Origin of the sequence: Antrihabitans stalagmiti (assembly GCF_016482825.1) — a bacterium.
GTDB lineage: Bacteria > Actinomycetota > Actinomycetes > Mycobacteriales > Mycobacteriaceae > Antrihabitans > Antrihabitans stalagmiti.
In genome coordinates, this window is sequence record NZ_JAEMNV010000002.1 from 335,138 (window position 1) to 361,479 (window position 26,342).

At 64.1% G+C, this 26,342-nt stretch carries 26 protein-coding genes; 7 read left to right on the forward strand and 19 right to left on the reverse strand.

The window, feature by feature from the left end:
• Positions 1–14: 14 nt before the first annotated feature.
• From lpqB to JGU71_RS05880, 5 genes are read right to left on the reverse strand one after another with little or no spacing between them, the layout of a single operon-like run.
• Complete coding sequence (gene lpqB, locus JGU71_RS05860; protein WP_199703596.1) at positions 15–1,787, reverse strand: MtrAB system accessory lipoprotein LpqB; 1,773 nt, start codon at positions 1,785–1,787, stop codon at positions 15–17.
• A gap of 56 nt (positions 1,788–1,843) precedes the next feature.
• Entirely contained in the window at positions 1,844–3,547 is a 1,704-nt protein-coding gene (gene mtrB, locus JGU71_RS05865; protein ID WP_199703095.1) for an MtrAB system histidine kinase MtrB, read from the reverse strand.
• A 14-nt stretch (positions 3,548–3,561) separates the two neighbouring features.
• Positions 3,562–4,239, reverse strand: a complete 678-nt coding sequence (gene mtrA / locus JGU71_RS05870) for an MtrAB system response regulator MtrA (protein ID WP_199703096.1) — start codon at positions 4,237–4,239, stop codon at positions 3,562–3,564.
• A 4-nt stretch (positions 4,240–4,243) separates the two neighbouring features.
• Entirely contained in the window at positions 4,244–4,903 is a 660-nt protein-coding gene (locus tag JGU71_RS05875) for a dTMP kinase (protein WP_199703597.1), read from the reverse strand.
• Between the two features lie 46 nt (positions 4,904–4,949).
• Positions 4,950–5,564 (reverse strand): Rv0361 family membrane protein, encoded by a 615-nt coding sequence (locus tag JGU71_RS05880; RefSeq protein ID WP_199703097.1) that lies wholly within the window; start codon positions 5,562–5,564, stop codon positions 4,950–4,952.
• Between the two features lie 160 nt (positions 5,565–5,724).
• On the opposite strand from JGU71_RS05880, the gene JGU71_RS05885 reads away from it, so the two are divergent.
• Both JGU71_RS05885 and JGU71_RS05890 read left to right on the forward strand, forming a co-directional pair.
• Positions 5,725–6,390 (forward strand): Rv0361 family membrane protein, encoded by a 666-nt coding sequence (locus tag JGU71_RS05885; protein ID WP_199703098.1) that lies wholly within the window; start codon positions 5,725–5,727, stop codon positions 6,388–6,390.
• 77 nt (positions 6,391–6,467) lie between these two features.
• Entirely contained in the window at positions 6,468–8,051 is a 1,584-nt protein-coding gene (locus tag JGU71_RS05890; RefSeq protein WP_199703099.1) for a serine/threonine-protein kinase, read from the forward strand.
• 3 nt (positions 8,052–8,054) lie between these two features.
• On the opposite strand, the gene ahcY is transcribed toward JGU71_RS05890, so the two are convergent.
• The 11 genes from ahcY to JGU71_RS05945 all read right to left on the reverse strand — a co-directional run bounded on the left by ahcY (position 8,055) and on the right by JGU71_RS05945 (position 19,074).
• Complete coding sequence (ahcY, locus tag JGU71_RS05895; protein ID WP_199703100.1) at positions 8,055–9,533, reverse strand: adenosylhomocysteinase; 1,479 nt, start codon at positions 9,531–9,533, stop codon at positions 8,055–8,057.
• Positions 9,534–9,623: 90 nt separating this feature from the next.
• Positions 9,624–10,235, reverse strand: a complete 612-nt coding sequence (locus JGU71_RS05900; protein WP_199703101.1) for a TetR/AcrR family transcriptional regulator — start codon at positions 10,233–10,235, stop codon at positions 9,624–9,626.
• Positions 10,236–10,445: 210 nt separating this feature from the next.
• Positions 10,446–10,628 (reverse strand): rubredoxin, encoded by a 183-nt coding sequence (locus JGU71_RS05905; RefSeq protein WP_199703102.1) that lies wholly within the window; start codon positions 10,626–10,628, stop codon positions 10,446–10,448.
• Positions 10,629–10,642: 14 nt separating this feature from the next.
• Complete coding sequence (locus JGU71_RS05910) at positions 10,643–10,828, reverse strand: rubredoxin (protein WP_199703103.1); 186 nt, start codon at positions 10,826–10,828, stop codon at positions 10,643–10,645.
• The gene (locus tag JGU71_RS05915; RefSeq protein WP_199703104.1) at positions 10,825–12,078 is read right to left on the reverse strand and encodes an alkane 1-monooxygenase; all 1,254 of its coding nucleotides are present in this window, start codon (positions 12,076–12,078) and stop codon (positions 10,825–10,827) included. Before JGU71_RS05915 ends, JGU71_RS05910 begins: the two co-directional genes overlap by 4 nt.
• A gap of 116 nt (positions 12,079–12,194) precedes the next feature.
• Positions 12,195–13,685, reverse strand: coding sequence for an amino acid permease (locus tag JGU71_RS05920; protein ID WP_199703105.1), 1,491 nt, complete (start codon positions 13,683–13,685; stop codon positions 12,195–12,197).
• A gap of 78 nt (positions 13,686–13,763) precedes the next feature.
• Positions 13,764–14,681 carry a cation diffusion facilitator family transporter gene (locus tag JGU71_RS05925; protein ID WP_199703106.1) on the reverse strand — a complete coding sequence of 306 codons (918 nt, stop codon included), beginning with the start codon at positions 14,679–14,681 and terminating at the stop codon, positions 13,764–13,766.
• Between the two features lie 87 nt (positions 14,682–14,768).
• A complete protein-coding gene (gene manA / locus JGU71_RS05930; RefSeq protein ID WP_199703107.1) occupies positions 14,769–15,992 on the reverse strand; it encodes a mannose-6-phosphate isomerase, class I in 1,224 nt (407 codons plus the stop codon).
• The gene (locus JGU71_RS05935) at positions 15,992–17,128 is read right to left on the reverse strand and encodes a tobH protein (RefSeq protein WP_199703108.1); all 1,137 of its coding nucleotides are present in this window, start codon (positions 17,126–17,128) and stop codon (positions 15,992–15,994) included. Before JGU71_RS05935 ends, manA begins: the two co-directional genes overlap by 1 nt.
• A gap of 82 nt (positions 17,129–17,210) precedes the next feature.
• Positions 17,211–18,575: a phosphomannomutase/phosphoglucomutase gene (locus JGU71_RS05940; protein WP_199703109.1), complete on the reverse strand. Its 1,365-nt coding sequence runs from the start codon at positions 18,573–18,575 to the stop codon at positions 17,211–17,213.
• 88 nt (positions 18,576–18,663) lie between these two features.
• Positions 18,664–19,074 carry a DUF3499 domain-containing protein gene (locus JGU71_RS05945; protein ID WP_199703110.1) on the reverse strand — a complete coding sequence of 137 codons (411 nt, stop codon included), beginning with the start codon at positions 19,072–19,074 and terminating at the stop codon, positions 18,664–18,666.
• Between the two features lie 77 nt (positions 19,075–19,151).
• On the opposite strand from JGU71_RS05945, the gene JGU71_RS05950 reads away from it, so the two are divergent.
• A complete protein-coding gene (locus tag JGU71_RS05950; protein ID WP_199703111.1) occupies positions 19,152–19,643 on the forward strand; it encodes a metallopeptidase family protein in 492 nt (163 codons plus the stop codon).
• A 73-nt stretch (positions 19,644–19,716) separates the two neighbouring features.
• Here the strand turns inward: JGU71_RS05950 and JGU71_RS05955 are convergent, their stop codons facing one another.
• Positions 19,717–19,953, reverse strand: coding sequence for a WhiB family transcriptional regulator (locus JGU71_RS05955; protein ID WP_199703598.1), 237 nt, complete (start codon positions 19,951–19,953; stop codon positions 19,717–19,719).
• A gap of 567 nt (positions 19,954–20,520) precedes the next feature.
• On the opposite strand from JGU71_RS05955, the gene cofD reads away from it, so the two are divergent.
• The 4 genes from cofD to JGU71_RS05975 all read left to right on the forward strand — a co-directional run bounded on the left by cofD (position 20,521) and on the right by JGU71_RS05975 (position 24,342).
• A complete protein-coding gene (gene cofD, locus JGU71_RS05960; RefSeq protein ID WP_199703599.1) occupies positions 20,521–21,483 on the forward strand; it encodes a 2-phospho-L-lactate transferase in 963 nt (320 codons plus the stop codon).
• On the forward strand, positions 21,480–22,847 hold the full coding sequence (locus tag JGU71_RS05965) for a coenzyme F420-0:L-glutamate ligase (protein ID WP_199703112.1): 1,368 nt from the start codon (positions 21,480–21,482) through the stop codon (positions 22,845–22,847). Before cofD ends, JGU71_RS05965 begins: the two co-directional genes overlap by 4 nt.
• Positions 22,844–23,407, forward strand: a complete 564-nt coding sequence (locus JGU71_RS05970; protein WP_199703113.1) for an NUDIX hydrolase — start codon at positions 22,844–22,846, stop codon at positions 23,405–23,407. The genes JGU71_RS05965 and JGU71_RS05970 overlap by 4 nt, the downstream gene beginning before the upstream one ends.
• 122 nt (positions 23,408–23,529) lie before the next feature.
• A complete protein-coding gene (locus tag JGU71_RS05975; RefSeq protein ID WP_199703114.1) occupies positions 23,530–24,342 on the forward strand; it encodes a DUF5602 domain-containing protein in 813 nt (270 codons plus the stop codon).
• A 3-nt stretch (positions 24,343–24,345) separates the two neighbouring features.
• Here JGU71_RS05975 and manB read toward each other — a convergent pair whose 3' ends face one another.
• Both manB and JGU71_RS05985 read right to left on the reverse strand, forming a co-directional pair.
• A complete protein-coding gene (gene manB, locus JGU71_RS05980) occupies positions 24,346–25,425 on the reverse strand; it encodes a mannose-1-phosphate guanylyltransferase (protein ID WP_199703115.1) in 1,080 nt (359 codons plus the stop codon).
• Positions 25,415–26,335: a glycosyltransferase family 2 protein gene (locus JGU71_RS05985; RefSeq protein WP_199703116.1), complete on the reverse strand. Its 921-nt coding sequence runs from the start codon at positions 26,333–26,335 to the stop codon at positions 25,415–25,417. Before JGU71_RS05985 ends, manB begins: the two co-directional genes overlap by 11 nt.
• Positions 26,336–26,342: the final 7 nt, after the last annotated feature.

Genomic DNA, 26,342 nt, shown 5'->3' on the forward strand with positions numbered 1-26,342 from the left:
GGCGCGAAGCGCCCTCAGCCAGGCAGAACCGGAATCGCCTTGATTCCCGAGAGCCCAGGAACCTCACGCCAATAACGTTCCGCAGGTGGGTCCGTGTTGTTCAACTGGAACACCGATCGCGAATCGGCCACATATTCGGTGGTCGGCGTCGCATCCACCGCGACGACGGGTGCGGTCAGGTTCCGGTTCGGCAACATCTCCAACCGCGCGCCGTCGACGGTCACGAGGACGACCGGCACATCCGACGAGGCCCGCGCGATGACGACGTTCTCGCCACTGCTCCAATCCAGCGACGTCGCCGTGCTGCCAGCGCCGATCGGAACCAGACGCGGACTCGTCAACGAATAGTTCCCGTTCTGAAGTGCGACGACAACCGCGAAGTACACCTTGCCGTCGATGATCATCGCCGCACGAACGCCGTCACGCGACAACCGAAGTTCGGAGATCCGGCCGAGCGAGGTCACCGCATCGGCCTCGACATCGACGACCGAAACCTGACTCGTCTGCCGGTCACGGACGGCACGCGTCACTCGCACACCGTCGACGACAGCCCACGCCGAACCGTCCCGCGGCGCCCACGACGGTCGGGAGATCGTGCCACCTTCGGCAACGGGAAAGGCGCCGCCGTCGTAGGTGCCGACCATCAGTGCGTTGGTTGGTTCGGGTGCGGGTCTGCCGGTATCGACGACCGCGGCGACGAGGCTGCCGTCGTTCGACAGTGCGATGGAACGCACGTTGCGCACCGAACCGAAGTAACCGGGAGTTGCGACGACCCCGGTGTCGCGGACGGCAACGAGCGACCCGTCCCGCAATGCGTGCAACCCGACGTCGGACCCCGACTTCGACAGCGGGTTCAGGTCTGCCACGTCGGCGGTGGTCCACCCGTTCGCGTACCGATCGTCGAGTGGTTTGCCATCGGCGAGCAATACGTACGGACCCGATATCTCCGCATTCGCGAGCGACCAGATCACTTGTGACGCAAGGAGAACCCGATTCGTCGAATCCAACTCCGAGACGCCCTGCAGGTCGATCCGCACCCCGCCCGGACCGACGCCGACCGAACTGGTCCGGCCGTCGGCCTTTGTGATCTGCCCGATCAGCGACACGTTCTCACCGAGTTGGGTGCGCACGGCTGGAACCAATGCAGGCTTCGGCCCGCCGAGCAGCAGACCGATCAACTGCGCGGCGACCTGATCCTGGCGACTCGGAATCCAGCGCAGGTCGGGCACGGTCGTCGTGCCACTCGGATCGAGGAAGTACAGCGCGACATTTTTGTAGGACTTGAAGAAGAGCGGTCGGTCCAGCATCACCCCGTCGGGGATGTCCGCGATTCGCCATTCACCGTCGACCCGGTCGAAACGGACCTTGAATTCGAACGAGCCTTCCTGCGCCTCGTAGTTGCCGCCCGACTGCAGCTCGCCGACCCGGTTGGTCCGAACGGTGTAGTTGGCGACGTCGTCGTCGCGGGATTCGATCAGGAAGTCGACCTTGTCGACGATCACCGTCGACGCTGCGTCGTCCCAGGTCCGCGCTCGTTCGCCGGTCAGGTACTGCCTAGCGGTTGCGTGCCGGTCGGTCGGATCGGTGCTCGCTTCGAAAAACTTGCGCAACAGCAGACTCGGTTCCGCACCGGGTGCAGGTGGTGGCGCCGTCTGTTCCGCAGGCTCCTGACCGATCGTTCCGATCGCCTCCGGCGTCGACGTGTCGGGCAGGCTTGCGCAGCCGGACACGACGAAGACGAGGGTGAGCAGTACCGCGGCCAGGCAGGCCGATCGTGACGTCGACATCATCGGAAACCTGAACGCGACCTTTCCTGTGGACGTTGCTGCGAGTCCGCGTTCGATCACGTGTCGCTCATGGTCGACGGACCGGCCTTCGGGAGGTCGGGAACGGAGACCAGCGATGGCACCGAACTGCCACTCTGACCTTCGATTCCCCTGCCTTGCAAATGCTTTCGCGTTCCCGGTCGGAGCGGGAGCGGACTGCCCGTCACCTTGCGCCCACGCACGAGTGGGACCGTAAGGCGGAAGCAGGAGCCGAGGCCGGGTTCGCCCCACGCTTCGAGTTTGCCGTCGTGCAGATGTGCGTCTTCGACGCTGATCGCAAGACCGAGCCCGGTTCCGCCGGACCGCCGAACACGCGAGGGATCCGACCGCCAGAACCGGTTGAAGACGAGCTTCTCCTCACCGGCACGCAATCCGATGCCCTGATCTCGGACGATGATCGCCGCGGCATCGTCGTTGGCGCGTAACCGCACGAGCACCGGGCGACCCTCGCCGTGATCGATCGCGTTGGCGAGCAGATTTCTCAGGATTCGCTCGACACGGCGCGGATCGACCTCGGCGATCACCGGCTCCTCCGGCATGTCGAGGATCAGTTCGGTCGACGACTCGCGAGCCAGATGGCGGACCGTCGACACCGCGGCTCGTGCACACATCCGCAGATCGAGCGCCTCACCCGACAACTCGGCGACGCCGGCATCGTGGCGGCTGATCTCGAGCAGGTCGTTGAGTAGCGCTTCGAACCGGTCCAGCTCGGTGACGAGCAGCTCGGAGGACCGCCGCAACGCCGGATCCAGTTCGTCGCTGCCGTCGTGAATCAGGTCCGCTGCCATTCGGACCGTGGTCAGCGGGGTTCGCAGTTCGTGACTGACGTCGGAGGTGAATCGTTTCTGCAGATTTCCGAACTCTTCGAGCTGCGTGATCTGCTTCGACAGGCTCTCGGCCATCTCGTTGAACGACATGGCGAGTCGAGCCATGTCGTCCTCACCACGCACCGGCATTCGTTCCTTGAGCCTGCCGTCGGCGAATCTGACGGCGATCCGGGACGCCGACCGGATCGGCAGGACGACCTGCCGGGCGACGAGCATCGATATCGCGCCGAGCAGCACGAGTAGAACGGCGCCGCCGATGAGCAACGTGCCACGCATCAGTTGCAGGCTGCGGTCCTCACTCGCGAGCGGGAAGACCAGGTACAGCTCGAGTGTCGAGATGTCGGATGCGGTCGGACTGCCGACGATCAACGCGGGGCCACGGTAGCCGTCGGGATCGGAGACAGTCGAGAATTGGTAGCTGACCTGGCCCTGCTGCACGAAACGGCGCAAGGTGCCCGGAATTTGATCGTCGGGGCCGATAGCGGTCTGCGGTCGTGCACCGTCGCCGGGCACGATGAGGACCGAGTCGAAAGTGCCTGCGGCACCGGCAGCTTGACCCGCGTCGTTCTCGCGGCTGGTCAGCGCCGAACTCGCGTCGTCGAGCCGGCTGCGCAGGGTATTGCCCTCGTCGGCGCCGGCAAGCTGAGCCTGAACGGTGTTGCGCGCGCGATCCATTTCCTCGATCGCGGCAGTGATCTTCGCTTCGAGCAGACGATCGGTGATCTGACTGGTGAGAACGACACCGAGGATGGTGATGACGATCAGCGACAAGGTCAGTGTCGAGACGACGACCCGCAGCTGCAGGGAACGCCGCCAGGCGTGTCCGAGCGAATTGCTCAGACGTTGAAACCAACGCAGCAGTGGAGCGAGTGTTCTGTCGATCCGCCGCTGCATTCTGGAAAGACTGATCACGGCGGTCCGGCCTTGTAGCCGACCCCCCTGACAGTCAACACAACTTCGGGCACCTCGGGATCCTTTTCGACCTTGGCGCGCAGGCGCTGAACGTGGACATTGACGAGCCGGGTATCGGCAGCGTGCCGGTAACCCCACACCTGTTCCAGCAACACCTCACGAGTGAACACCTGTCGCGGCTTTCGCGCCAAAGCAACGAGCAGATCGAATTCCAGCGGCGTCAGCGAAATCAACTGATCGCCGCGGCTGACCTTGTGCGCAGGAACGTCGATCACGATGTCGGCGATGCTGAGCAGCTCGGCCGGTTCTTCCTCGGTGCGACGCAGCCGCGCGCGGACGCGAGCGACCAGCTCCTTCGGCTTGAAGGGCTTCATGATGTAGTCGTCCGCGCCCGATTCCAACCCGAGCACCACGTCGACCGTGTCGGTCTTCGCCGTGAGCATCACGATCGGCACACCCGAATCGGCGCGCAGAACGCGGCACACGTCGATGCCGTTCATACCGGGAAGCATCAGGTCGAGCAGGACCAGATCGGGTCTCGTTTCGCGAACCGCGGCAAGGGCTTGCGTACCGTCCCCGACGACGAAGGGCTCGAAACCCTCACCGCGCAGGACGATCGTCAGCATTTCCGCGAGAGCCGTATCGTCGTCGACAACCAGAATCCGTGGCTTCATTTCTCTATGGTGTCACTTCCACCTGGTCACTCGGCTTATTGACCAGCTGGGCGGCGAGTTGAGTCGTATCGACGTCACCGTCGACGACCCGCCACGGCGACACCCAGTTGGCAGCGGCGAGCGCGGAGTAGACGTCGGCAGTCCGCTGCTGCAGGTCGCCGTCGAGTTCGTAGGAGTCGCGCCGCCGGGTCGCGTCCAGCTGTTCGCGGCTCTTCGCCCGTGCTGCAGCGACGGCGACCGGAATGTTCAGCAGCAGCTGGACGTCGGGAACAGGTATCGCGAACCGTTCGAACTCGAGTGCCTTGACCCACTCCACCACCTTGCCCTGCGCGGACTCGTGCAAACGAGCGGCACTGTAGGCGGCGTTCGACGCGGCGTATCGGTCGAGCAGCACGATGTCGGTGCGGTTGATCAGTCGGCGTAGATCCCGCGCGGCATCGTGGCGATCCAGGGCGAACATCGCGGCCATGCCGTACACGCTGCTCGCGAGATCGCCGTGCTCGCCCTGCAACGCTTCGGCTGCGAGGTCGGCGTGCATCGACTCTCCGTATCGCGGGAAACCCATGGAGAGGACTTCGAGTCCCGAGTCCGTCCAGGCATCGCAGAGCCCACGCGCCAAAGTGTGTTTACCAGCACCGTCGACGCCCTCGATCGTGATCAGCATGGGCACGTGTCGAATCGTATAGGTTGTGCGATCCGCGACCGGGCGATCAGCCGCAGAACTTCCACTTGCCGCCTTCCTTCTTCAGCGAGAAGTTCTGTTCCTCTTCGTCGCCCTTCACGGTTGCCATCACGTCGGCGGTCGCGTCGTTGCCGTCTATCTCGATATTGGTGACGCCGGTGACCTGCACGTCGGGGTCAGGTTCGCTCGACCGCGTCGATTCTTCGAGCTCGTCCTCGATCTCGCGCTTGAGGTCGCGGCACAGTTTGTTCAACTCGGCGTCGCGGGGCGCCTCGAGCACTGCTGTGAGGACTTCCTCGATCTGCTCCTCGTCACTCTTGGCGCTCGTGGTCGTCGTGCCGCCACTGTCGTCGCTGTCGTCACCGCCGGTGAAAATCACGAGGGCGGCAACAACGGCGCCGATCAGCACGACTGCGGCAAGAATTCCGCCGACGACGAAGCCGGTGCGTTTCCGTGGCGGCGGTGCAGTGCCCTGCCCGAAATACGGCTGACCTGGACCCTGCGGCCCTGGTTGTCCGCCCCACTGCTGCCCTGGCCCCTGGCCGAACTGCCCAGGCCCGTTCGGTCCGTACGGTCCGGGCCCGAATTGTCCCGGACCTTGGTTGTACGGCCCCTGACCTGGACCGTTTGGTGGATACGTCACAACTCCCCCGGAGGTCGATACGTCTGTTCGGCGAGACGATACGCGATCGACGGACAACTGGACGGCTGCACTGGTCGCGACCCGAGCCTGCTGCGCGAAACGGCCTGGCAGTTGTCATACTGCTGACCAAGAAATGCTCTCTCGAATGTAAAGGACACCTGTGACCTACCCACCGAACGGCCCGGGCGATGGACAGCCGTACAACCAGCCGGGCAATCCACAGCAACAGTGGGGTCAGCAGCCGGCTCCGCAGGCGTGGGGACAACCGCAGCCGGGTCCGCAGGCGTGGGGGCAACCGCAACCGGGTCCCCAAGCCTGGGGTCAGCAGCCGGGATACGGCCAGCAGGGCTTTCCACCACCTGCACGCAAGAGCAAGACCGGCCTGATCGTCGGCCTGATCGTCGCCGCCGTGCTCGTCATCGGCACCGTCGTCGGCATCGTGCTCCTCACCGGCGACGACAGCGATAGCTCGGCAACCGGCGACACGACCGGAAGCGACGAAGAACAGATCGAGTCGGCGATCAAGACCTTCTACAGCACGTGGGAGAGCAAGGGTTACAACGCTGCCGTGAAACTCGCCTGCACGGCGGCACGCAACGACCCGGATAAAGAAGTCGACGCCGACACCGAAAAGCAGCTCGACACTGCGGAATTCGACATCCAGAAGGTCGAGAACATTCGGATCGACGGCGATCTCGCGACCGCCGACGTGACCGGAACCGTCACCTTCGACGGTCAGAGCGATGCCAGCCTCGACGACATGACCGAGGAGTACCTCGCCAAAGAGGGCGGCAAGTGGAAGGTGTGCGACGACCCGAACGAGTGATGTCGGCCGGGACTGTTAACACAACGAATCTGCTCACGGAATGCTGAAAGTACGAGCAGAATGCGACATGGAGGTGGATGGTGGCCCTCGAGCCGGGATCGACGTTTGCCGGTTACCGGATCGAACGGCGCCTTGGCACAGGCGGAATGGGCGCGGTCTATCTGGCCAAGCACCCGCGGCTACCGCGGCGGGACGCACTCAAGATCCTCGACGCCGGGCTCGGGGCAGACAAGAGCTTCCGCGCCCGGTTCGAGCGTGAAGCCGAACTGACCTCGCGGCTCGATCACCAGAACATCGTCTCGATTCACGACCGCGGGCTCGAAGGCGATCGGCTGTGGATCTCCATGCAGTTCGTGGACGGTGTCGATGCCTCGCAACTGATCGAACAGGGTCCGTCGGCGTTGCCTTTCGCCAGGTCCGTTCACATCGCAGCCGAGGCGGCGAAGGGGCTCGACTTCGCACACCGCAACGGCCTGCTGCACCGTGACGTCAAACCTGCGAACCTGCTGATTTCGACGGACGAGGACACGGACAAGGTGTTCGTCACCGATTTCGGTATCGCGCGATCCCTCGACGACACGACGGCGTTGACCTCGACCGGCTCGTTTCTCGCGACGATCGCCTACGCCGCACCCGAACTGATCGAGGGCAGGTCGATCGATCATCGGATCGACGTCTATGCGCTCGGCTGCACGTTGTTCGAAATGCTCACCGGCTCTGTGCCTTTCGTGCGAGCGAACCCGGTCGCGATGATGCACGCCCACGTCACGGCTCCTGCGCCGCATCCGTCCGAATACAACCGTGCGATGCCGCCCGCGTTCGACGCCGTGATTGCCCGGGCGATGGCGAAAGACCCAGCCGACCGGTTCCAATCGTGCCGCGAACTCGGTGCCGCCGCAGCGGCGGCGTTGTCCGGCAGAACCGCGCCGACCGTGATCCGGCAGGTTCCAACCGATCCGAATTCGCAACACCGCATCTCGACCCCACAGCCGACCCCACCGCCCACCGCGGTCGCGCCGCAGCGGCGCCCCATCTCACAGCCTACGTATGTGCAACCACAGCAACCACTCTCGTCGCCACACCACTCGGTGCCGCACAATAACCCGCCCCACAACGTCCCGCCTCACAACGTCCCGCCGCGACCGTTCGTCGGGCCGCCGGGTCCGACCGGACCTCCTGGCCCGAGTCGGCCGGCGCAAGGACGTGGCAACGGCCGCATCATCGCGGCGGTGGTTGCCGTCCTCGCGCTGCTGGTCGTCGTCGGGATCGTCGGCGCCGTCATCGCGAACGACAACGACTCGGGCGGCGGAACGCCGACAACCGAGGCCGCGACGGACGCCGAGCAGATCGAGGCCGCGATCCGCGCCGCCTACCAGAAGGTCGACGACGACGGATTCGCTGCGTCGATCACGTCGTTCTGCACCGATGCACGCACTCGCTACCAAGAGCAGATCGACAACGGCGACTTCGTCGACGAACCCGACGCCGACTCCTACGAGATCACCGTCGACGGCATCGAGAACATCGAGATCGACGGACCCACCGCGACGGCGGATGTCACCACCACGATCTCAGGTCTCGGCGCCGACGACGGGACGTCGACCGACGTCGAGAACCTGACAAGGGAGAACGGGAGATGGAAGGTCTGCCCCGTCAACTAAACGCTAATAGCGGTAGTGCTCGGGCTTGTACGGGCCTTCGACGTCGACACCGATGTACTCGGCCTGCTCCTTGGTCAGCTTGGTGAGCGTGCCACCGAGTGCCTCGACGTGAATGCGCGCGACCTTCTCGTCGAGCACCTTGGGCAGGCGGTACACCTCGTTGTCGTACTCCTCCGGCTTCGTCCACAGTTCGATCTGCGCGATCACCTGGTTGGAGAAGCTGTTGCTCATGACGAAGGACGGGTGCCCGGTGGCGTTGCCGAGATTGAGCAGGCGGCCCTCGGACAGCACGATGATCGAATGGCCGTCTGCGAAGGTCCACTGGTCGACCTGCGGCTTGATGTTGAGGCGCGTGACGTCGGGCGAGCGCTCGAGGCCCGCCATGTCGATCTCGTCGTCGAAGTGGCCGATGTTGCCGAGGATCGCCTGGTGCTTCATCTGCTTCATGTGGTCGAAGGTGATGATGCCCTGGTTACCCGTCGAAGTGATGACGATGTCGGCAGCGCCGATCGCCTGCTCGACCGTGACGACGTCGTAGCCGTCCATCAATGCCTGTAGCGCGTTGATGGGGTCGACCTCGGTGACCTGCACGCGTGCACCCTGGCCCGCAAGCGATTCCGCACAACCCTTGCCGACGTCTCCGTAACCGCAGACGAGCACCTTCTTGCCACCGATGAGAACGTCGGTGCCACGGTTGATGCCGTCGATCAGCGAGTGCCGAGTGCCGTACTTGTTGTCGAACTTGCTCTTGGTGACGGAGTCGTTGACGTTGATCGCCGGGAACACGAGTTCACCGGACGCGGCGAACTGGTACAGCCGCAGTACGCCCGTCGTCGTTTCTTCGGTGACACCCTGAACGCTTTCGGCGATCGCGGTCCACTTACCCTTGTCCGTTTCGAAACGGCTGCGGATCAAGTTGAGGAACACCTTGTACTCGGCCGAATGATCGTCTTCGTTCGGCGGCACGACGCCTGCCTTCTCGAACTGTGCCCCGCGCAGGACGAGCATCGTGGCGTCGCCACCGTCGTCGAGGATCATGTTGGCGGGTTCACCCGGCCACGTCAGCATCTGCTCGGCGGCCCACCAGTACTCTTCGAGCGATTCGCCCTTCCACGCGAAAACGGGCGTACCCGCGGGGGCTTCCTCGGTGCCTGTCGGACCGACGACGACAGCAGCTGCCGCGTGATCCTGGGTCGAGAAGATGTTGCACGATGCCCAGCGAACTTCGGCACCGAGCGAGACCAGCGTTTCGATGAGAACCGCGGTCTGAATGGTCATGTGCAGCGATCCGGAGATCCGGGCGCCCTTCAGCGGTGCCACCTCCGCGTATTCGCGGCGCAGCGCCATCAAGCCGGGCATTTCGTGTTCGGCGAGCCGAATCTCTTTGCGGCCGAACTCGGCCAGACCGAGATCGGCCACCTTGTAGTCGATGCCGTTGCGGCTGTCGGCTTGCAGGGTTGTTGCTTCCACTGAAGTCGTCATCTGCCTCTCCTGGTAGGGCGGTACTTTGCAAGGCTAGCGGCAGAAGTCGCGGAGGCGGGGAGCGCACCCGGCTAAACAGTGCTGCGCCGCTCAGCCTGCTGCGCTGACCTCGTCGACGTAGGGACCGAAGAGAGCGGCGAGGTCGGCTGCCACGTCGACGAACGATTCCGGCGGTATTCCGATGTAGCTCAGCGCAAGTCGCACGAGCGCGGTCGCCAGCCGTTCGCCGTTGGCGCGGGAGGTATCGATCCAGCTGTTCTGGAACGTATCGGCCAGCCGGGTCCGGGCGTGCACGATCAACGGACCCGCATCGAGGGTGATGAGCCGCAACAGGTCGGGCTTCACGTCACCGGAGAGCAACGACAGGATCAACGGTTCCGATGCGCTGTCCATGAAGAAGCCCTGCAGACCCTCGGCGATGGCCGCGCGGACATTACCTTCGTTGGACCGGATGGCGCCCTCGACGTGATCGACGAACTGATCCGCGAGTCGCAACGCGTAGGCCTGCGTCAACCCGAGCCGAGAATTGAACTCGTTGTAGAGCGTCTGCCTGCTGACCCCCGCGCGCTTCGAGATATCGGACAGGGTGATCTTGTTCCAGTCGCGTTCGCCGAGCAGCTCGCGCATCGAATCGAGGACCGAATCACGTAGCAGCGAGCGCGCTGCTTCCTGATAGGGCACTCTCGACACGCTGTTCGACATGCCGCGACGGTTTCATGGGCAGTTCTCGTAGTCAACTCACCCCGCTGGTCCGGGGATCGTCGAAGTTCGCCCAGACCGCATCGTCGACTCGATCGCACAGCAGGCCCACCAACGACACCGTGCCCGGACGACCCCGGATAAGAAACGATCCACGCCCGCAACATCGTCGCAGGCGTGAATCGTGGGGGCACTGACATCACCCGACTCGTGTTACGAGCGTTCGATTTCGACCATGAAGAAGTCGGACTTTGCCGCACCACAGTCGGGGCAGCTCCAATCGTCCGGGATGTCGTCCCAGCGGGTACCCGGTTCGATACCGTCGTCGGGCCAACCAACTGCTTCGTCGTACTCGAAACCGCACTGGACGCACTGGTAGAGCTTGTAGTCGTTCACAACGAGAACCTTTCCTACGAGTTGCTCGGCTGGCTTACGCCGACGGGCTCGAAGTCGACCTTGTCACGCACGCCGCAATCGGGGCAAAACCAGTCGTCCGGAATCGAATCCCACGAGGTGCCCGCCGGAAAGCCCTCCCGCGGCACACCTTTGGCTTCGTCGTAGACATAGTCACAGACCGGGCACTTGTAGGCGCTCATTTGTCGGCCGCCTGCGGATCCTCGACCACCCCGTAGCGAGCCAGAATCTTTTCGCGCTTCGGCGGGTGGATGTTGGCGCGGGTGATGTCGCCGTCGTAATGCGCGAGGACGCGGGGATCCATGACCTTGCGCCACAGCGGCGGGAAGTAGGCAAGCAGAATCAGGCTCGCGTAGCCACTCGGCAGGTTCGGCGCACCGTCCCAGCTCCGCAGCGTCTGGTAGCGACGGGTCGGGTAGGCGTGATGGTCGCTGTGGCGCTGCAGGTGGTACAGGAAGATGTTGGTGACGATGTGGTCGCTGTTCCAGCTGTGCTCGGGCGCCGGACGCTCGTAGCGGCCACTCGCGGTCTTCTGCCGGACCAGTCCGTAGTGCTCGAGGTAGTTGACCGACTCCAGCAGGCTGAACCCGATGATCGCCGACAGAATCAGGTAGGGCAGCAGTCCGATACCGAAGATTGCGGTGAGTGCCGCGAACAACACGACCGACATCAGCCAGGACGTGAGGACTTCGTTCTGCAGGCTCCACGGGCTCTTGTTCAGGCGGGCAAGCCGAGTCTTCTCGAGCTTCCAGCCGGACTTGAAGCTACCCGAGACCGTGCGCGGCCAGAAGGCCCAGAAGCTTTCGCCGAAACGCGAGCTTGCCGGATCCTCAGGGGTTGCGACGCGGACGTGGTGGCCACGGTTGTGCTCGATGTAGAAGTGCCCGTAGAAGGACGGGGCAAGGGCGATACGGGCGAGCCAGCGCTCCATGTCGACCTTCTTGTGGCCGAGTTCGTGCGCGGTGTTGATACCGACGCCGGCAATCATGCCGATCGTGATGGCGAGACCGATCTTGTTGGCCACATGCAGACCGTGGCCTTCGAAGCCGAGCCAGCTGAGGTTGTCCGACATGATCAGGTAGCTGCCGAAGATCAGCGATGCGTACTGGAACGGCAGGTACAGGTAGGTGAGGTAGCGGTAGTACCTGTCGTTTTCCAGGTACTCCATCACTTCGTCGGGCGGGTTGTTGCCGTCGGGTCCGAAGAAGATATCCGCGATGGGAATGACGACGTAGACGAGGATCGGGCCGAGCCAGACCGGAAGCTGTGCGACCTCGTGCCAGCCGAGCGCGTTCAGGCCGATGATCAGCGGTAAGCCGATGATGAAGAGTCCGGCTGGGGCGAAGAGGCCCCATAGCCACATGTATCGCTTGGTATCGCGCCAATCGGTGGCGGGCGCGTCGGCGGTTGCCGGATCTACATGCGTAGACATCGATGTCTCCTAGTCAAGCGGGCGTGTTCTCGCAGTTGTGAAGTCGAACACTTCTACCGTTGACAATAGAGGTTGCGTTGTCCCCTGTCTAGACAAACCGATGGTTTTGTAAAGACTTACTGGTCATGCGACCTTCTCCGCAGTGTGGAGTGTCTGTAGCCGTAGAGGAAGTACACCGCGAACCCGAGCGCCATCCACAGCAGGAATCGCAACCACGTCTCGACACTCAGGTTCAGCATCAGCCACAGGCACGCAAGCACCGCGAGGATCGGCACCACTGGGACCCACGGCACTCGAAAGCCACGGGATAGATCCGGCCGGGTGCGGCGCAACACAAGCACCCCGATCGATACGAGCACAAATGCGAACAGCGTGCCGATATTGACCATCTCTTCGAGCTTGCCGATCGGAACGATCCCTGCGAGAACGGCGCAGACGACACCGACGATGAGCGTGATTCGCACCGGGGTTCCGCGTTTGCCCGTGCGCGCGAGCCCACGCGGCAGCAAACCGTCCCTCGACATTGCGAACAGGACCCGCGTCTGGCCGAGCAGTAGCACCATGACCACGGTTGTCAGGCCGGCCAGCGCACCGAACGAGATCACGTCGCTCGCCCATTCGACGCCATTGAGCGAGAAAGCCGTCGCGAGAGTCGACTTGTCTCCGCCGAGATCGGTGTAGGGCACCATCCCGGTTAAGACCAACGTGACCGCGACGTACAGCACGGTGACGATCGCGAGCGAGGCTAGGATGCCGCGTGGTAGGGCGCGCTGCGGGTCCTTGGTCTCCTCGGCCGTCGTGGCGACGATGTCGAAGCCGATGAAAGCGAAGAACACCAAGCTTGCGGCCGCGAGCAGCCCGTAGGGACCGAACGTGCTGTCCCCCGCACCAGTCAGGTAGGAGAACAGCGACTGGTGAATACCTTCTTTGCCAGAGCCACCCTGCGACGGCGGAATGTAGGGCGAGTAGTTCTCGGCCTTGATGTAGCCGATACCGACGACGATCACGAGCAGGACAACCGCGATCTTGATAGCGGTGATGACCGCCGATACCCGCGAGGACAGCTTGGTACCCGTCGCGAGCAAGCCTGTGAGCACAAGCAGGATCAGGACGGCACCCCAGTCGAACTCGTGGTTGCCGATGAACAACGTCGGCGCGGAGGTGCCGATCACCTCGGCGAGATAAAGCGACCAGCCTTTTGCGACCACCGATGCGGCGAGCGCGAACTCCAACATCAGGTCCCACCCGATGATCCAGGCGACGAACTCGCCGAAGGTGGCATAGGAGAACGTGTACGCGCTGCCCGCCACCGGCACCGTCGACGCGAATTCCGCGTAACACAGCGCGGCGAGCGCACAGGCGATGGACGCGAGCACGAACGCGAGCGATACGGATGGTCCCGCGACGTTACCTGCGGTCCGCGCGGTGAGCGTGAAGATGCCGGCTCCGATGACGACAGCGACGCCGAACACCGTGAGATCCCAAGCGGTCAAGTCTTTTCGGAGTTTCGAATCCGGCTCGTCGGTGTCGGCGATCGACTGCTCTACCGACTTCGTCCGGAACAGCGAATGCTTCGACGGAGACTTTTCGGAGTCGTCGATCGCCACAGCGGGCCTCCTTGCTCGGTGTTGAACCCCGAGCCTATGGCCAAGGGCGCTTGCGCAGAACGAAAGTGGGGACCGAAGTTATTTCGCGGTGCGATAGAGATCCGGTTCGAGGTACATCGCCCGAACCGAGGGGACTTCACTGCGCACCCTGGCCTCGGCCTCGTCGATCGCCGCCGCAACGGCGGCGATGTCGAGACCGGGTACGAAGGCTAGCTTCGCTGCGACCAACATCTCTTCGGGACCGAGGTACTGGGTCTTGAGGTGGATGACGCGCTCGATCCCCTCGCCGTCGGCGAGACCCGCGAGAATGCGCCTCTCCTCGTCGGCTGTCGCACCTTCTCCGATCAGGAGGCTGTGCATCTCGATGATCAGGATCACCGCGATGACGCCGAGCAGTAGCCCGATCGCGAGGGTGCCGACACCGTCCCAGACGGGCTCGTCGGTGATGACGGTCAAGCTGACACCGAACAACGCGAGGAACAGACCGACGAGCGCTCCGGTGTCTTCCAGCAGCACCACCGGCAGTTCCGGGCTGCGCGAATTTCGGATGAACTGCCACCAGGTCGCATTGCCCTTGAGTGGCTTCGACTCCTTGTAGGCCGTCATGAAGCTGTACGTCTCGAGGCCGATGGCGATCACGAGGATGCCGATCGCGACAGCCGGGCTGGTGAGCTCCTCCGGATGCTGAATCTTGTGAATGCCCTCGTAGATCGCGAACATCGAACCGAGAGTGAACAACACGAGCGCGACAACGAAGGAGTAGAAGTACCTGCTGCGGCCGTAACCGAACGGGTGCAACTTGTCTGCTTCACGCTCGGCGCGCTTCTGACCGAGTAGGAGCAGCCCCTGGTTGGACGTGTCCGCGACGGAGTGCACGGCCTCGGCAAGCATCGACGACGATCCCGTGATCGCCCAGCCGACGAACTTGGCCACCGCGATACCCGCGTTCGCGGTCAGTGCCGCGACGATCGCCTTCTTGCTACCGCCTGCGGACATGACGCTCCTCCTGCTGGTCGATCGGGCTCGGACTACTCAGGCCTAACGGCTACACAGACATTTCGGTCGTGCAGCGCGAGCATCACGCTAGCCTGCTCGACCGACTGATGCGCAGAACATCTGCGCATTGCCCTCCGACGTCGTGACCGACACGTGCGCGTCTGCCGCCGACACCCACGCGGCAGCGCCGCGCCGAAGCTCCAGAACTGTATCGCCGCTACGCAACTGCACCGAACCCTTGGTGCACAGCAGGATGTTCGGTCCATCGACAGTGACGTCGGCCGTTGGGTTCGTCGCGTCGAGATCGATTCTCGACAGCGCGAATTCGGCGGCGGGCGTCGGATACCGACGAGCCCCGCCCGCGCCGCCCGGATGCAGGATCGGCACCTCGACCGGCTCGAAGTCGAGTACCCGCAGCAGTTCCGGGACATCGACGTGTTTGGGCGTCAATCCACCGCGCAACACGTTGTCGGAGTTCGCCATGATTTCGACCGCGACACCGCGCAGGTACGCATGCAGATTTCCGGCGTCGAGGTAGAGACCTTCGCCCGGCTGCAGAGTGATTCGATTGAGCAGCAGCGAACACAGCACACCTGCATCGCCGGGGTAGGTGTCGGCAAGCTCTATCGCGGTGCGGACCTCTTTGCCGAACTGCCCCCTACCGTGACTCGCCGACAGATAGGCGACACAGCCGTCGAGCACTTCGGGAAGCAACGTCGCCAACGCCCGCTCTGGCAGGGTGATCCACGTGGTGAACAGCGCCCGCAATCCGGACGAATCAGGTTGCCCTGCAAGCAGAGCGCTGTATTTCGCCAGGGCGGGCACCTCCAGCGCGGCGAACAGAGCGATGGTTGCGTGCGGGTCACGGAAACCAGCGAGCGCCTCGAACCTGTCGAGCGCTACGACAAGTTCCGGCTTCGGGCTGTCGTCGCGATAGTTGCGCGTGGGAGCATCGATCGGCACACGAGCGCGGTTCTCCCGCGCAAAACCGTCCCGCGCTTGGATCGCACTCGGATGGGCCTGCAGCGACAAGGGCTCCTCGGCCGCAAGCAATTTCAGCAGAAACGGCAGCCTGTTGCCGAACCGTGGTGCAACGTCGGAGCCGAGTTCGCGGACGGGGTCGGCTGCGACGGCGTCGAGCAGCGACACCGCGTCGTCACCGATCAGCAGTCGCGCGGGGTCGGCTGGATGAGCTCCGAACCACATCTCGGCCTCCGGGTGGACCGACGGCACCGGTCGACCGCACAGTTCGGCGAGTGCAGTTCGCGATCCCCACGCGTAATTACGCAGCGCACCTCGCAACAAGTGCACTAGTGACCTCCGCCGAAACTGCGTGCCGCGCCGGACATCAACTGCACGTACGCGGCAGCCATTTCCAGCCGAACCGCCAGTATCGCAAGGTGTTCGAGCTCTCTGCCCGACCGACTCGGCGGCGGCACTCCACCATCGGCACGCGCAGCTTCTTCAGGATCGACGGCGACGAGTTGAGCATCGGCGAAGACGGCGATCCGACGTTCGGCGATCCGACGTTCCGGCTCCGTGCTGACGACGAACACCCGCACTCGATTACGCGGCGGCGGACCGTCGAGCTGCTCGTCGTGAAAGAAGGGGTCGAAATCCGCGCCCCCACCCGAATCACCCTGCGCGAGCATCGCGGCCGCGCCGACGACGTCGGAGAGATCGCCTGCCGCCGCTATCGTTCCCGCGCACCGCAGCAGCACCTCGGAAGCATGCCGCGCCAATTCGGCAGGCGCGGTGTCGTCGCCCGCGAGCACGATTTCACAGTTGCGCATCCGAGAGGCAAGCGCTTTCGCCGGGTTGTGAAACACCTCGTTGCTCGGATGATCGTGCGCCGCTTCGGCATCGAGTAGGTCGGCAAGGCTGGCGAGGTCCGGCAGAAACGGTGCCGACCGCGCCTTGTCGACGATCGCGAGCACCGCGATGCCAGCGGCAATGTAGCGAAGGAGGGTGTTGTGTTCGAGGACGGGAACACGCGGTGGCAAGGTCGAGGCTCGACCCGCGCCGGCCGCGCGCAGCGGCCCCTCGTCGGGTGCGACGATCACAACTTCGGCGCCACGCCGCAATGCCTTGTCAACGGATTCGACGAGCCTGGGATCGCCCGCATCGTCACCGGCGACAAGGACAACATCGAGTGGACCGACCCACGGTGGCGTCTCGTCGACGTGCAGGACCGGCAGGCCCGCACTGCCACCGAGCGCAGCCACGACAAGGCCCGCGGCACGTGCCGCCCGACCCGCGCCGGTGACGAAGAGAACGCTCCGAGGTCGGAGATCCGTCAACCGAATCAGCGAATCTTCGCTCACTGCGGCTGCGGTCGCACGAACCTGCGCGCCACCGAGCGCGGCCGACCGCAGTGCGCCGCCGACGTCGGCCGCCAGGAGGGAATCGACGTCGTCGAGATCGAAGACCGGTGAGGGAGCGGTCATAAGAAGTTGCACACCGTCCTTTCACGGGCAGACGACGACGTCGATTTGTTGTCGAAATAGTTGCTTGGATCCACTATTCCAGCTACGCGCGAACGATGGTCAGTATCTCGGTCACGAGTGCGTCTACTTCGTCGGCAGACGCGGCTTCGACGTTGAGGCGAAGGAGCGGTTCGGTATTCGACGCGCGCAGGTTGAACCACGAACCGTCCTGCAGCGACACCGTGACGCCGTCGAGTTCGTCCACCGATGCGGTCCGGTCGGTGAACGCGGAGACCACCGCGCGGGTGCGGTCGGCAGCGTCGGCAACCGTCGAATTGATCTCACCGGACGCCGAATACGTCTCGTAGGCAGCCATCAGTTCCGACAGCGGCCGATCCTGCTCACCAAGTGCGGCAAGGACGTGCAACGCGGCAAGCATGCCCGAGTCTGCGCACCAGAAGTCACGGAAGTAGTAGTGCGCAGAGTGCTCGCCACCGAAAATTGCGCCGGTGTCGGCCATCTGCTGCTTGATGAACGAGTGCCCGACGCGGGTGCGCACCGGCTTGCCGCCGAGTTTCGTCACAAGCTCCGGCACTGCACGCGAGGTGATGAGGTTGTGGATGATCGTTGCGCCCGGCTCTTTCGCGAGCTCACGCGCGGCGACGAGAGCGGTGACCGCGGACGGCGACACCGGTTCGCCACGCTCGTCGACGACGAAGCACCTGTCGGCATCACCGTCGAAGGCAAGTCCGATGTCGGCGCCGGTCTCGCGAACGTGGGATTGCAGGTCGACGAGATTCTTCGGATCGAGCGGATTGGCTTCGTGATTCGGGAAATTGCCGTCGAGTTCGAAGAACAGCGGTTCGATCGTCAGCGGCAGCGGCCCGAGGACGGACGGAACCGTGTGACCACCCATCCCGTTGCCTGCGTCGACCGCAACCGTCAACGGCCGCAACGCGCTCAGATCGACGAGCTTGCGCAAGAACTGCGCGTAGTCCTCGAGAACATCCTGCGTTGTACTCGAGCCCGCCGGACCGTCGTAGGTCGGCACGCCGTCGATGACTTCCTGCGCGATGGTGGCCAGACCGGTCGCTTGACCGACCGGTTTCGCGCCGGCTCGACACAACTTGATGCCGTTGTATTTCGCGGGGTTGTGGCTCGCTGTGAACATGGCGCCGGGGCAGTCGAGGTGCCCGGATGCGAAGTACAGCTGGTCGGTCGATGCAAGTCCGATATGGACGACATCCACGCCCTGTGCTTCGACACCGGCCGCAAATGCTGCCGCCAGTTCGGGAGAGGAATCACGCATGTCTCCCCCGATCACGACGCGCGTGGCGTCCGAGCGAATCAGGCGCGCGAACGCCGCGCCGACGTCACGGACGAAATCGGCGTCGATCTGTTCACCGATGACGCCACGGACGTCGTAGGCCTTGATCACGGCGTTCACGGATTCGGCGGAACGTGCCACTGGATGAGGCTCCTGCTGTCGATGGACTGATGGTCGAGCACGGCGACGCAATTGTCACCGCCGACAGCCTAGTAGCAGAGGAGGATGCTCAGTTCGGGTCGGGCAGAACGCGAAGATGTCCGCGTCGTCCCGTGCGCGCGATCGGCGGCGTAGCCGACGTGGGGGGATCGATCGACGTGAACTCGGTGCGGCCACGGAGCAGATGATCGCCGGAGCCGAGATGGCGTGGCAGTCCCGCTTCGCGCACGGCTTCGGCAAGTGCGACGAGATCGTCTTCGTCGGGCGTCGACGTCGAGTAGCCGCCCTCGTGGCGAACCATCTCCCAGCCCTTCGGGGCGCTGGTCCGCGACGCGTGGATCTCGCACAGATCCCATGAGTGCGGTTCGGCAACGGTCGCCAACGGGCCGACCACTGCGGTGGAGTCGGAATAGACGTATGTCAACGTCGCAACGGCGGGGTGTTTACACCCAGGCCTGCAGCATCGACGAAGTGCTCTCACAGTTAGTGAGACTAGCCGCCGACCGACCGCTGCCCTGCCAGGACACACCGGTGAACAAGGGCCGTAGTGTCACGGTTATGGCACGCGGGCGCATCCGACGACGACCGACGACATCGCGGTCCGTCACTCGACGGGGTCGCGGTGTGCGTGGTCCCGTGCTTCCCAATTCGGTTCCCGCGTGGCGAACCCGCGGTGAGAAGTTCGACATGTTGGTGCTGGAGGCTTTCGCGCCGGTCGATGCCCGTTGGCACGAGCGACTGACCAAACTCGACATCGCGGTCGACGATGTCCCCAAGATTCGCCCGCTCGATATGGAGTCGGTGACCTGGCCGGACGAAGTTGTCGCCGATGGTCCGGTTCCGTTGTCTCGCTTGATTCCCGCCGGAGTTGACAGGCGAGGAAGTGCAACCAGGGCGCGTGTCGTGCTGTTTCGCAGGCCACTGGAGTTGCGCGCCAAACATCCGGAAAATCTCGTCGACCTGCTGCACGACATTCTCGTACAGCAGGTTGCGACCTACCTGGGTGTCGAGCCGGACATCATCGACCCAGGACTCACCGAACCGGAGTGAGCCGCCATGGTGTGTCGCCCGAACGAATTCCGGCGACACACGTCGTGCAGACCGCTCCTGAACGGATACCGCGTTAACCGATACCGCGTTTGAGGCGTCGGCGTTCCCGCTCCGACAGACCGCCCCAGATGCCGAAGCGTTCGTCGTGGGCCAACGCGTAGTCCAGGCACTCGTCCCGTACTTCGCAACCCAGGCAAATTCGCTTGGCCTCTCGAGTCGAACCACCCTTTTCGGGGAAGAACGCCTCTGGATCGGTCTGCGCGCAGAGGGCGCGCTCCTGCCACTGATCGTCTTCGGCAGCTTCGTACAGCTCTTCGAATCCGTCGACGACGAGGCTGAGCTGGGGCCTGCCCTGCTCCACCTCGTAACCGCCGTCGTCGCAGACGCTAAGTGCTGCGCCCGCTTCGGAATCGGTTTGCGGTGCGTCGCCGTCGTTGCTAGAGGGAGTTTCGAACTCTCCCAGCTGGTTGGCCATCGCTGCGCCTCCTCACCTGTAATAGCGCAGAATAATTGACACCATCGACGCCGGATCGGCTCCGATGGAAGTGTGATTCGTTGGTTTCCCCGCCCTACTGCAGTTAACCACAAGGTTGTAATTAGCCACAGCGTTGCTGGAAGAAACCACGTTCCGGTTGTTGCAGCCACCCCTATTGGAACGTTTGTTCGAATGTTCGCGCGGTACAAGCCTTTCGGCTGCATAGGCGCTGAATGACATACTTGTGATTAGACACGCCGCGCGCCGTCATGGTCAAGCTATCGGCGAAATTCCATTACTATCTGTCGGTTTCGAGATTTCTCCGATCCCTGCGTCCGACGGCACGACGCCTGCCGCATAGGCTTTGCAGACGTGACGGAGGAAACGAATACAACCCGCCCCATCCGCGTCAGCGTTCTGGTCGGCGGCGTCGGTGGTGCCCGTTTCTTGCAAGGCGTCCGCGCCCTGCTCGGCGACGCCGGTGCAATCACAGCGATAGTGAACGTCGGTGACGACGTGTGGATGCACGGCATGCGTATCTGCCCCGATCTCGACACCTGCATGTACACCCTCGGCGGCGGCATCGACACCGAACGTGGCTGGGGACGAATCGGCGAAACCTGGCATGCCAAAGAGGAATTGGCGGCGTACAAGGCCGTTCCCGATTGGTTCGGACTCGGCGACCGCGATCTTGCAACGCATTTGATCCGCAGCCAGATGCTGCGTGCCGGCTACCCCCTCTCCGCCGTCACCGAGGCGTTGTGCGACCGGTGGCAGCCCGGCGTCGCACTCCTGCCCGCAACCGACGAACGCAACGAAACCCACGTGGTCGTCACCGATCCCGACGATGGCGACAATCGGCGCGCGATCCATTTTCAGGAGTGGTGGGTGCGGTATCGCGCGAAGGTCGAGACCCACGGTTTCGTCAACGTCGGGGCAGAACAGGCCAAACCAGGCCCCGGTGTGATCGACGCCATAGAGAATTCCGATGTGGTGTTCGTCGCACCTTCCAACCCCGTCGTCAGCGTCGGCGCCATCCTCTCGGTGCCCGGTATCAGAGGCGCGCTACGCACCACCTCGGCGAAGGTCGTCGGGTTGTCACCGGTGATCGGCGGAAAGCCGTTGCGCGGCATGGCCGACGAATGCCTCGACGTGATCGGCGTCGAAACGTCCGCGGAGGCGATCGGCCGACACTACGGCGCGCGCAGCGCAACCGGCATCCTCGACGGTTGGCTCGTGCATTCGACGGACACGGCCGACGTCCCCGGCGTCGAGGTCCGTAGCGTCCCGCTGCTGATGACGGATCCGCCGACCACCGCCGAGATGGTCCGCGCGGCAATGGACTTGGCTGGGATAGCGCTGTGACCGCAGAACCCGGCAACGACATCGAACGCGACCACGGCTCGGCCGACGAGATCCGCATCCTGCCCATCCGCGGTCTCCCCGAATTCCGCCCCGGCGACGACCTTGCCGAACACCTTGCGCGCCAAGCTCCTTGGCTCGTCGATGGTGACATCCTCGTCGTGACGAGCAAAATCGTCTCGAAATGCGAGGGTCGCATCGTCGAATCGCCGACCGATCCCGACGAACGTGACGCTGCGCGGCGCAAACTCGTCGACCAGGAAGCCGTTCGCGTTCTCGCGCGAAAAGGACGAACCCTCATCACCGAGAATCGGCTCGGTATCGTGCAAGCCGCATCCGGCATCGACGGCTCCAACGTCGAGTCCAACGAACTTGCTTTGCTACCAGTCGATCCGGATTCCAGCGCGGCACGGCTGCGAGCCGACATCAGAACTCGAACCGGCGTCGACGTCGCCGTCGTCATCACCGACACGATGGGACGCGCCTGGCGAAACGGCCAGACCGACGCCGCGATCGGCTCGTCCGGACTTGCCGTACTGCACGCCTACGCCGGCGCAAAGGACGGGCAGGGCAACGAACTTCAGGTGACAGAGGTTGCCATCGCAGACGAGATCGCCGCCGCCGCCGATCTCGTCAAAGGCAAACTCGGTGCCACACCGGTCGCCGTGCTGCGCGGGCTGCGGACCGAGGACGACGGCTCCAACGCCGCCGCCCTGCTGCGTCGCGGGCCCGACGATCTCTTCTGGCTCGGCACGGAAGAGGCTCTTGCACAAGGTCGCAACGAGGCACTCCTGCTGCGCCGCTCGGTACGCACCTTCGCGACCGACCCCGTTCCACCCGACCTGCTACGAACGGCGATCGCCGAGGCACTCACCGCACCGGCACCGCACCACACACGCCCGGTTCGCTTCGTCTGGATTCGCACACCGGAGGTCAGAACGCGGTTGTTGACTGCGATGCGGTCGGCATGGCGCGCCGACCTCACCGCCGACGGACTCGATGCCGACCGTATCGAGCGTCGAATTGCCCGCGGCGACATACTCTTACACGCACCGGAGATCGTCGTACCGTTCTGCGTTCCCGACGGCGCGCACTCCTATCCCGACCAACGCAGGCAGGCAGCCGAGCAGACGATGTTCACCGTCGCCGTCGGCGCGGCCGTGCAGGGTCTCCTTGTTTCGTTGGCTACCAAGGGAATCGGCAGCTGCTGGATCGGGTCGACGATCTTCGCACCCGAGGTCGTCCGCGCCGAACTGGCGGTTCCCGGCGATTGGGCACCGCTAGGCGCAATCGCCGTCGGGTACGGCACCGAGCCTGCGACACCACGCTCCCCCGGTGCGTCCGGCTCGAGTTTGGTCGAACTGTGACCGCGGAGTCGCTGCACGCAACCGCAACCGCGACCCTCGAGTCCTGGCAACCCTCGTCAGCGGCGGACGAGTCGCTGCGACATACGCTGCTGGCGTTCCTCGGCTCGGCTCCGCGCGGTTGTCTACGCGAGCACGTGCCCGGCCATATCACCGCCTCTGCGGTCGTCATGGACGACGCAGGTGCCAATGTGTTGCTGACACTGCATCCGCGCGTCGGGCGCTGGATCCAACTAGGTGGTCACTGCGAGGAATCGGACGACACGCTTCTCGACGCGGCGATGCGCGAGGCCACCGAAGAATCCGGAATGACGGGCCTTGTCATCGACCCGGTACTGCTTTCGGCCCACACCCACCCGATCACCTGCTCGCTCGGCGTGCCGACCCGACACCTCGACCTCAGATTCCTGATTCGTGCGCCCGCAGGTGCCGTACCGGTCGCGAGCGACGAGTCCGACGATCTGCGCTGGTGGCCGGTCGACAGGTTGCCCGAAACAGCTCGGTCGGACGGCATTGCCCACCTCGTCGGACTCGCCCGCGAGCGCGGCCTGCCGACTGCCTGAAAAAGGGCCGAGAACAGACCGAATTTGCCACCTCTATGGGATTCCGATTCGCGCAATCGGGATTTACCGTTGATTGCACAACTGCGGTCCGCAGTAATGGCACTCCTCCCAGGTGGCACACCATGACATCCCGACGATTGCTCCGCGTTGCGGGGCTTGTTTTCGCTGCATGCACGTGTATTTCGGTCGCTGCCTGCAGCAACGACCCCGAGGTCGCGAGCGACACGTTCTACGGTCCCTCCGCCGACATCGGCAACGGTACGGCCCGAACCTTCACCACCGTCGACGACGACGGCAATCCGACGGTGGTCGGAGTCCGACTGTCGAAAGGCACGATGGACGGTCTACCGACCACCGACGAGGTGCCGCCGAAGATGCTGATGCTCGACTTTCCCGACCAGGCAGCGGCAACGGTGTTCGACCACGTGATGATGAACTGGAACAGTCAAGGCCACGCACCGCCGCCGCTTTTCGGGAAACCACATTTCGACGTGCACTTCTATATGACGGACATGTCGGCGGCAACCTCGATCGATCCCGCCGATCCGGACTATGCGGCGAAAGCCGCTCGACTACCCGATCCCAAATACATTCCGACGGACTTCGGACCGCTGCCAGGCCCGCCCGTGGCCGAGCAAGCGGTGCCGGGCATGGGCGTGCACCTGGTCGACTCGCCGGACAATTTCACGCCAGGCGTCTACGACTTCACGCAGACCTTGATCAACGGCGTGTGGGACGGTCGGTACACGTTCATCGAGCCGATGATCACCCGCGAATATCTGCTGGCGAATCCCACACTCTCCCAGGACATCAAGCAGCCGAGCGCGTATCAGAAATCCGGCTACTTCCCCACGAGGTACACCATCCGATACGACGACGTGGCCGACGAATACGTCATCGCGCTCGAAGGTCTGACGATGCGTGAAGCCTCCTGACCGTCAGACGTCGGTGGAGAACCGAATGCCGCCGTCCGGAATGTCGACGCCTGGCCAGACCCGCGCGCCCTGAATGAGCTCGCAACGTGCGCCGACGTTCGCCCCGTCACCGATGACGGCATCGCGAACGAGGGCGCGCGGACCGACCCTGGCACCGAACCCGACGATCGACCTGACGACCCGTGCGCCGGCCTCGACCTTCGCACCGTCGAACAGGATCGCACCGTCGAGCCGTGCACCGGCCCCGACCTCGGCACCGCGACCGACGACGGTGCCGCCGATCAGCAGGGCACCCGGAGCGATGCCGGCGCCTGGATGGACGAGTGATTCGCCACGTTGACCTGGCAGGGCAGGCGACGGCGCGATGCCACGAACCAGGTCAGCCGATCCCTGGATGAAATCGTCGGGCGTTCCCATGTCACGCCAGTACGACGAATCGACGTGTGCATAGATCCGTGCGCCCTCGGTGAGCAGCGCGGGAAACACCTCACGCTCGACCGATACCGGCCGACCCGACGGAATCTTCTCGATGACTTCGCGCCGGAACACGTAACAACCGGCGTTGATCTGATCGGTCGGCGGGTCCTGTGTCTTCTCGAGGAATGCCGTCACACGTCCGTCGTCGTCGGTCGGCACACAACCGAACGCGCGCGGATCGCCGACCCGAACCAGGTGCAGCGTGACATCGGCGTTGGTCGACTCGTGGGTATCGAGGATGGCTCCGAGATCGGTACCGCCAAGGACGTCGCCGTTGAAGACCATCACGTTGTCCGCACGCAGCTTCGGCATCACGTTGCGAATACCGCCACCGGTGCCGAGCGGCTTGGTCTCGGTGACGTATTCGATCTCCAGACCCAACTCCGAGCCGTCACCGAAATGCTCTTCGAAAACCTCTGCCTTGAACGACGTACCGAGAATCACATGGGTGATGCCCGCCTCGGCGATGCGGGCGAGCAGATGCGCGAGAAACGGCTGTCCTGCCGTCGGCAGCATCGGCTTCGGTGCAGACAAGGTCAGCGGGCGCAGCCTGGTGCCGAGACCGCCGACCAGAATCACGGCATCTGTGCCGGAGCTATCTGCCATCGTCGTTGCTTCCTTTTCCTCGTGCGTCTTCTGATGTAGCGCGGTCGCGCAACGCTGAACGAACCGCAATTCGAGATCTGGTCGCGAGCCCCGCCTTCAATGCGAGCCGCAGCGGCGCCTGCCACCACTCGGGATGCCGATCGGCCTGAAAGCGATAGGCGCTTTCGTGGTGGGCAGGGAGCATCAACTCGGGATGACGTCCTGCCGCATGGCCCTTCGCGTGCACAACCTCCGCGGTCGGTACGTAGATGTTGTGCCACCCTGCCTTCGTCAGCCGATCCCCGAGGTCGACGTCCTCCATGTACATGAAGTATCGGGAATCGAAGCCGTTCACGGAGTCGAATGCCGAACGCCGCAGCAGCAGACACGATCCCGACAACCAGCCGACGGGTCGTTCGCTGAGTGCTTCGTTCTCCTGTCGGTAGCTCTGCGTCCACGGATTCGACGGCCACACCGTCCCGAGCAGCGCATGGCCTGCACCCGAAAGCAATCCGGGCACCGACCGCGCCGAGGGGTACACGCTGCCGTCCAATTCACGGACAACGGGTCCGAGCGAGCCCGCACGTGGCCAGCGCTGCGCGGCCGCGAGCAGCTCCGCGACAGCGCCAGGCTGCCATTCGACATCCGGATTGGCGACGATGACGAACTCGATCGAGGGGTCCAACTCCGCGACCGCGCGGTTGACCGCACCGCCGTAACCGATGTTCGCGCCGGTGTCGAGGAGTCGCACGTTGTCGTAGGTCTGCGCCGCGCGCTCGGGTGAACCGTCGGTCGAACCGTTGTCGGCGAGGATGATCTCTACCGACTCGTCGGTGGCGCCGGCGAGGGACGAAGCGAGTGAAGTTACGAAACGATCCAGATGCTCGCCGGGAGAATAGGTCACCGTTACGACGGCCAGCTGCGGACTCACGACGGTC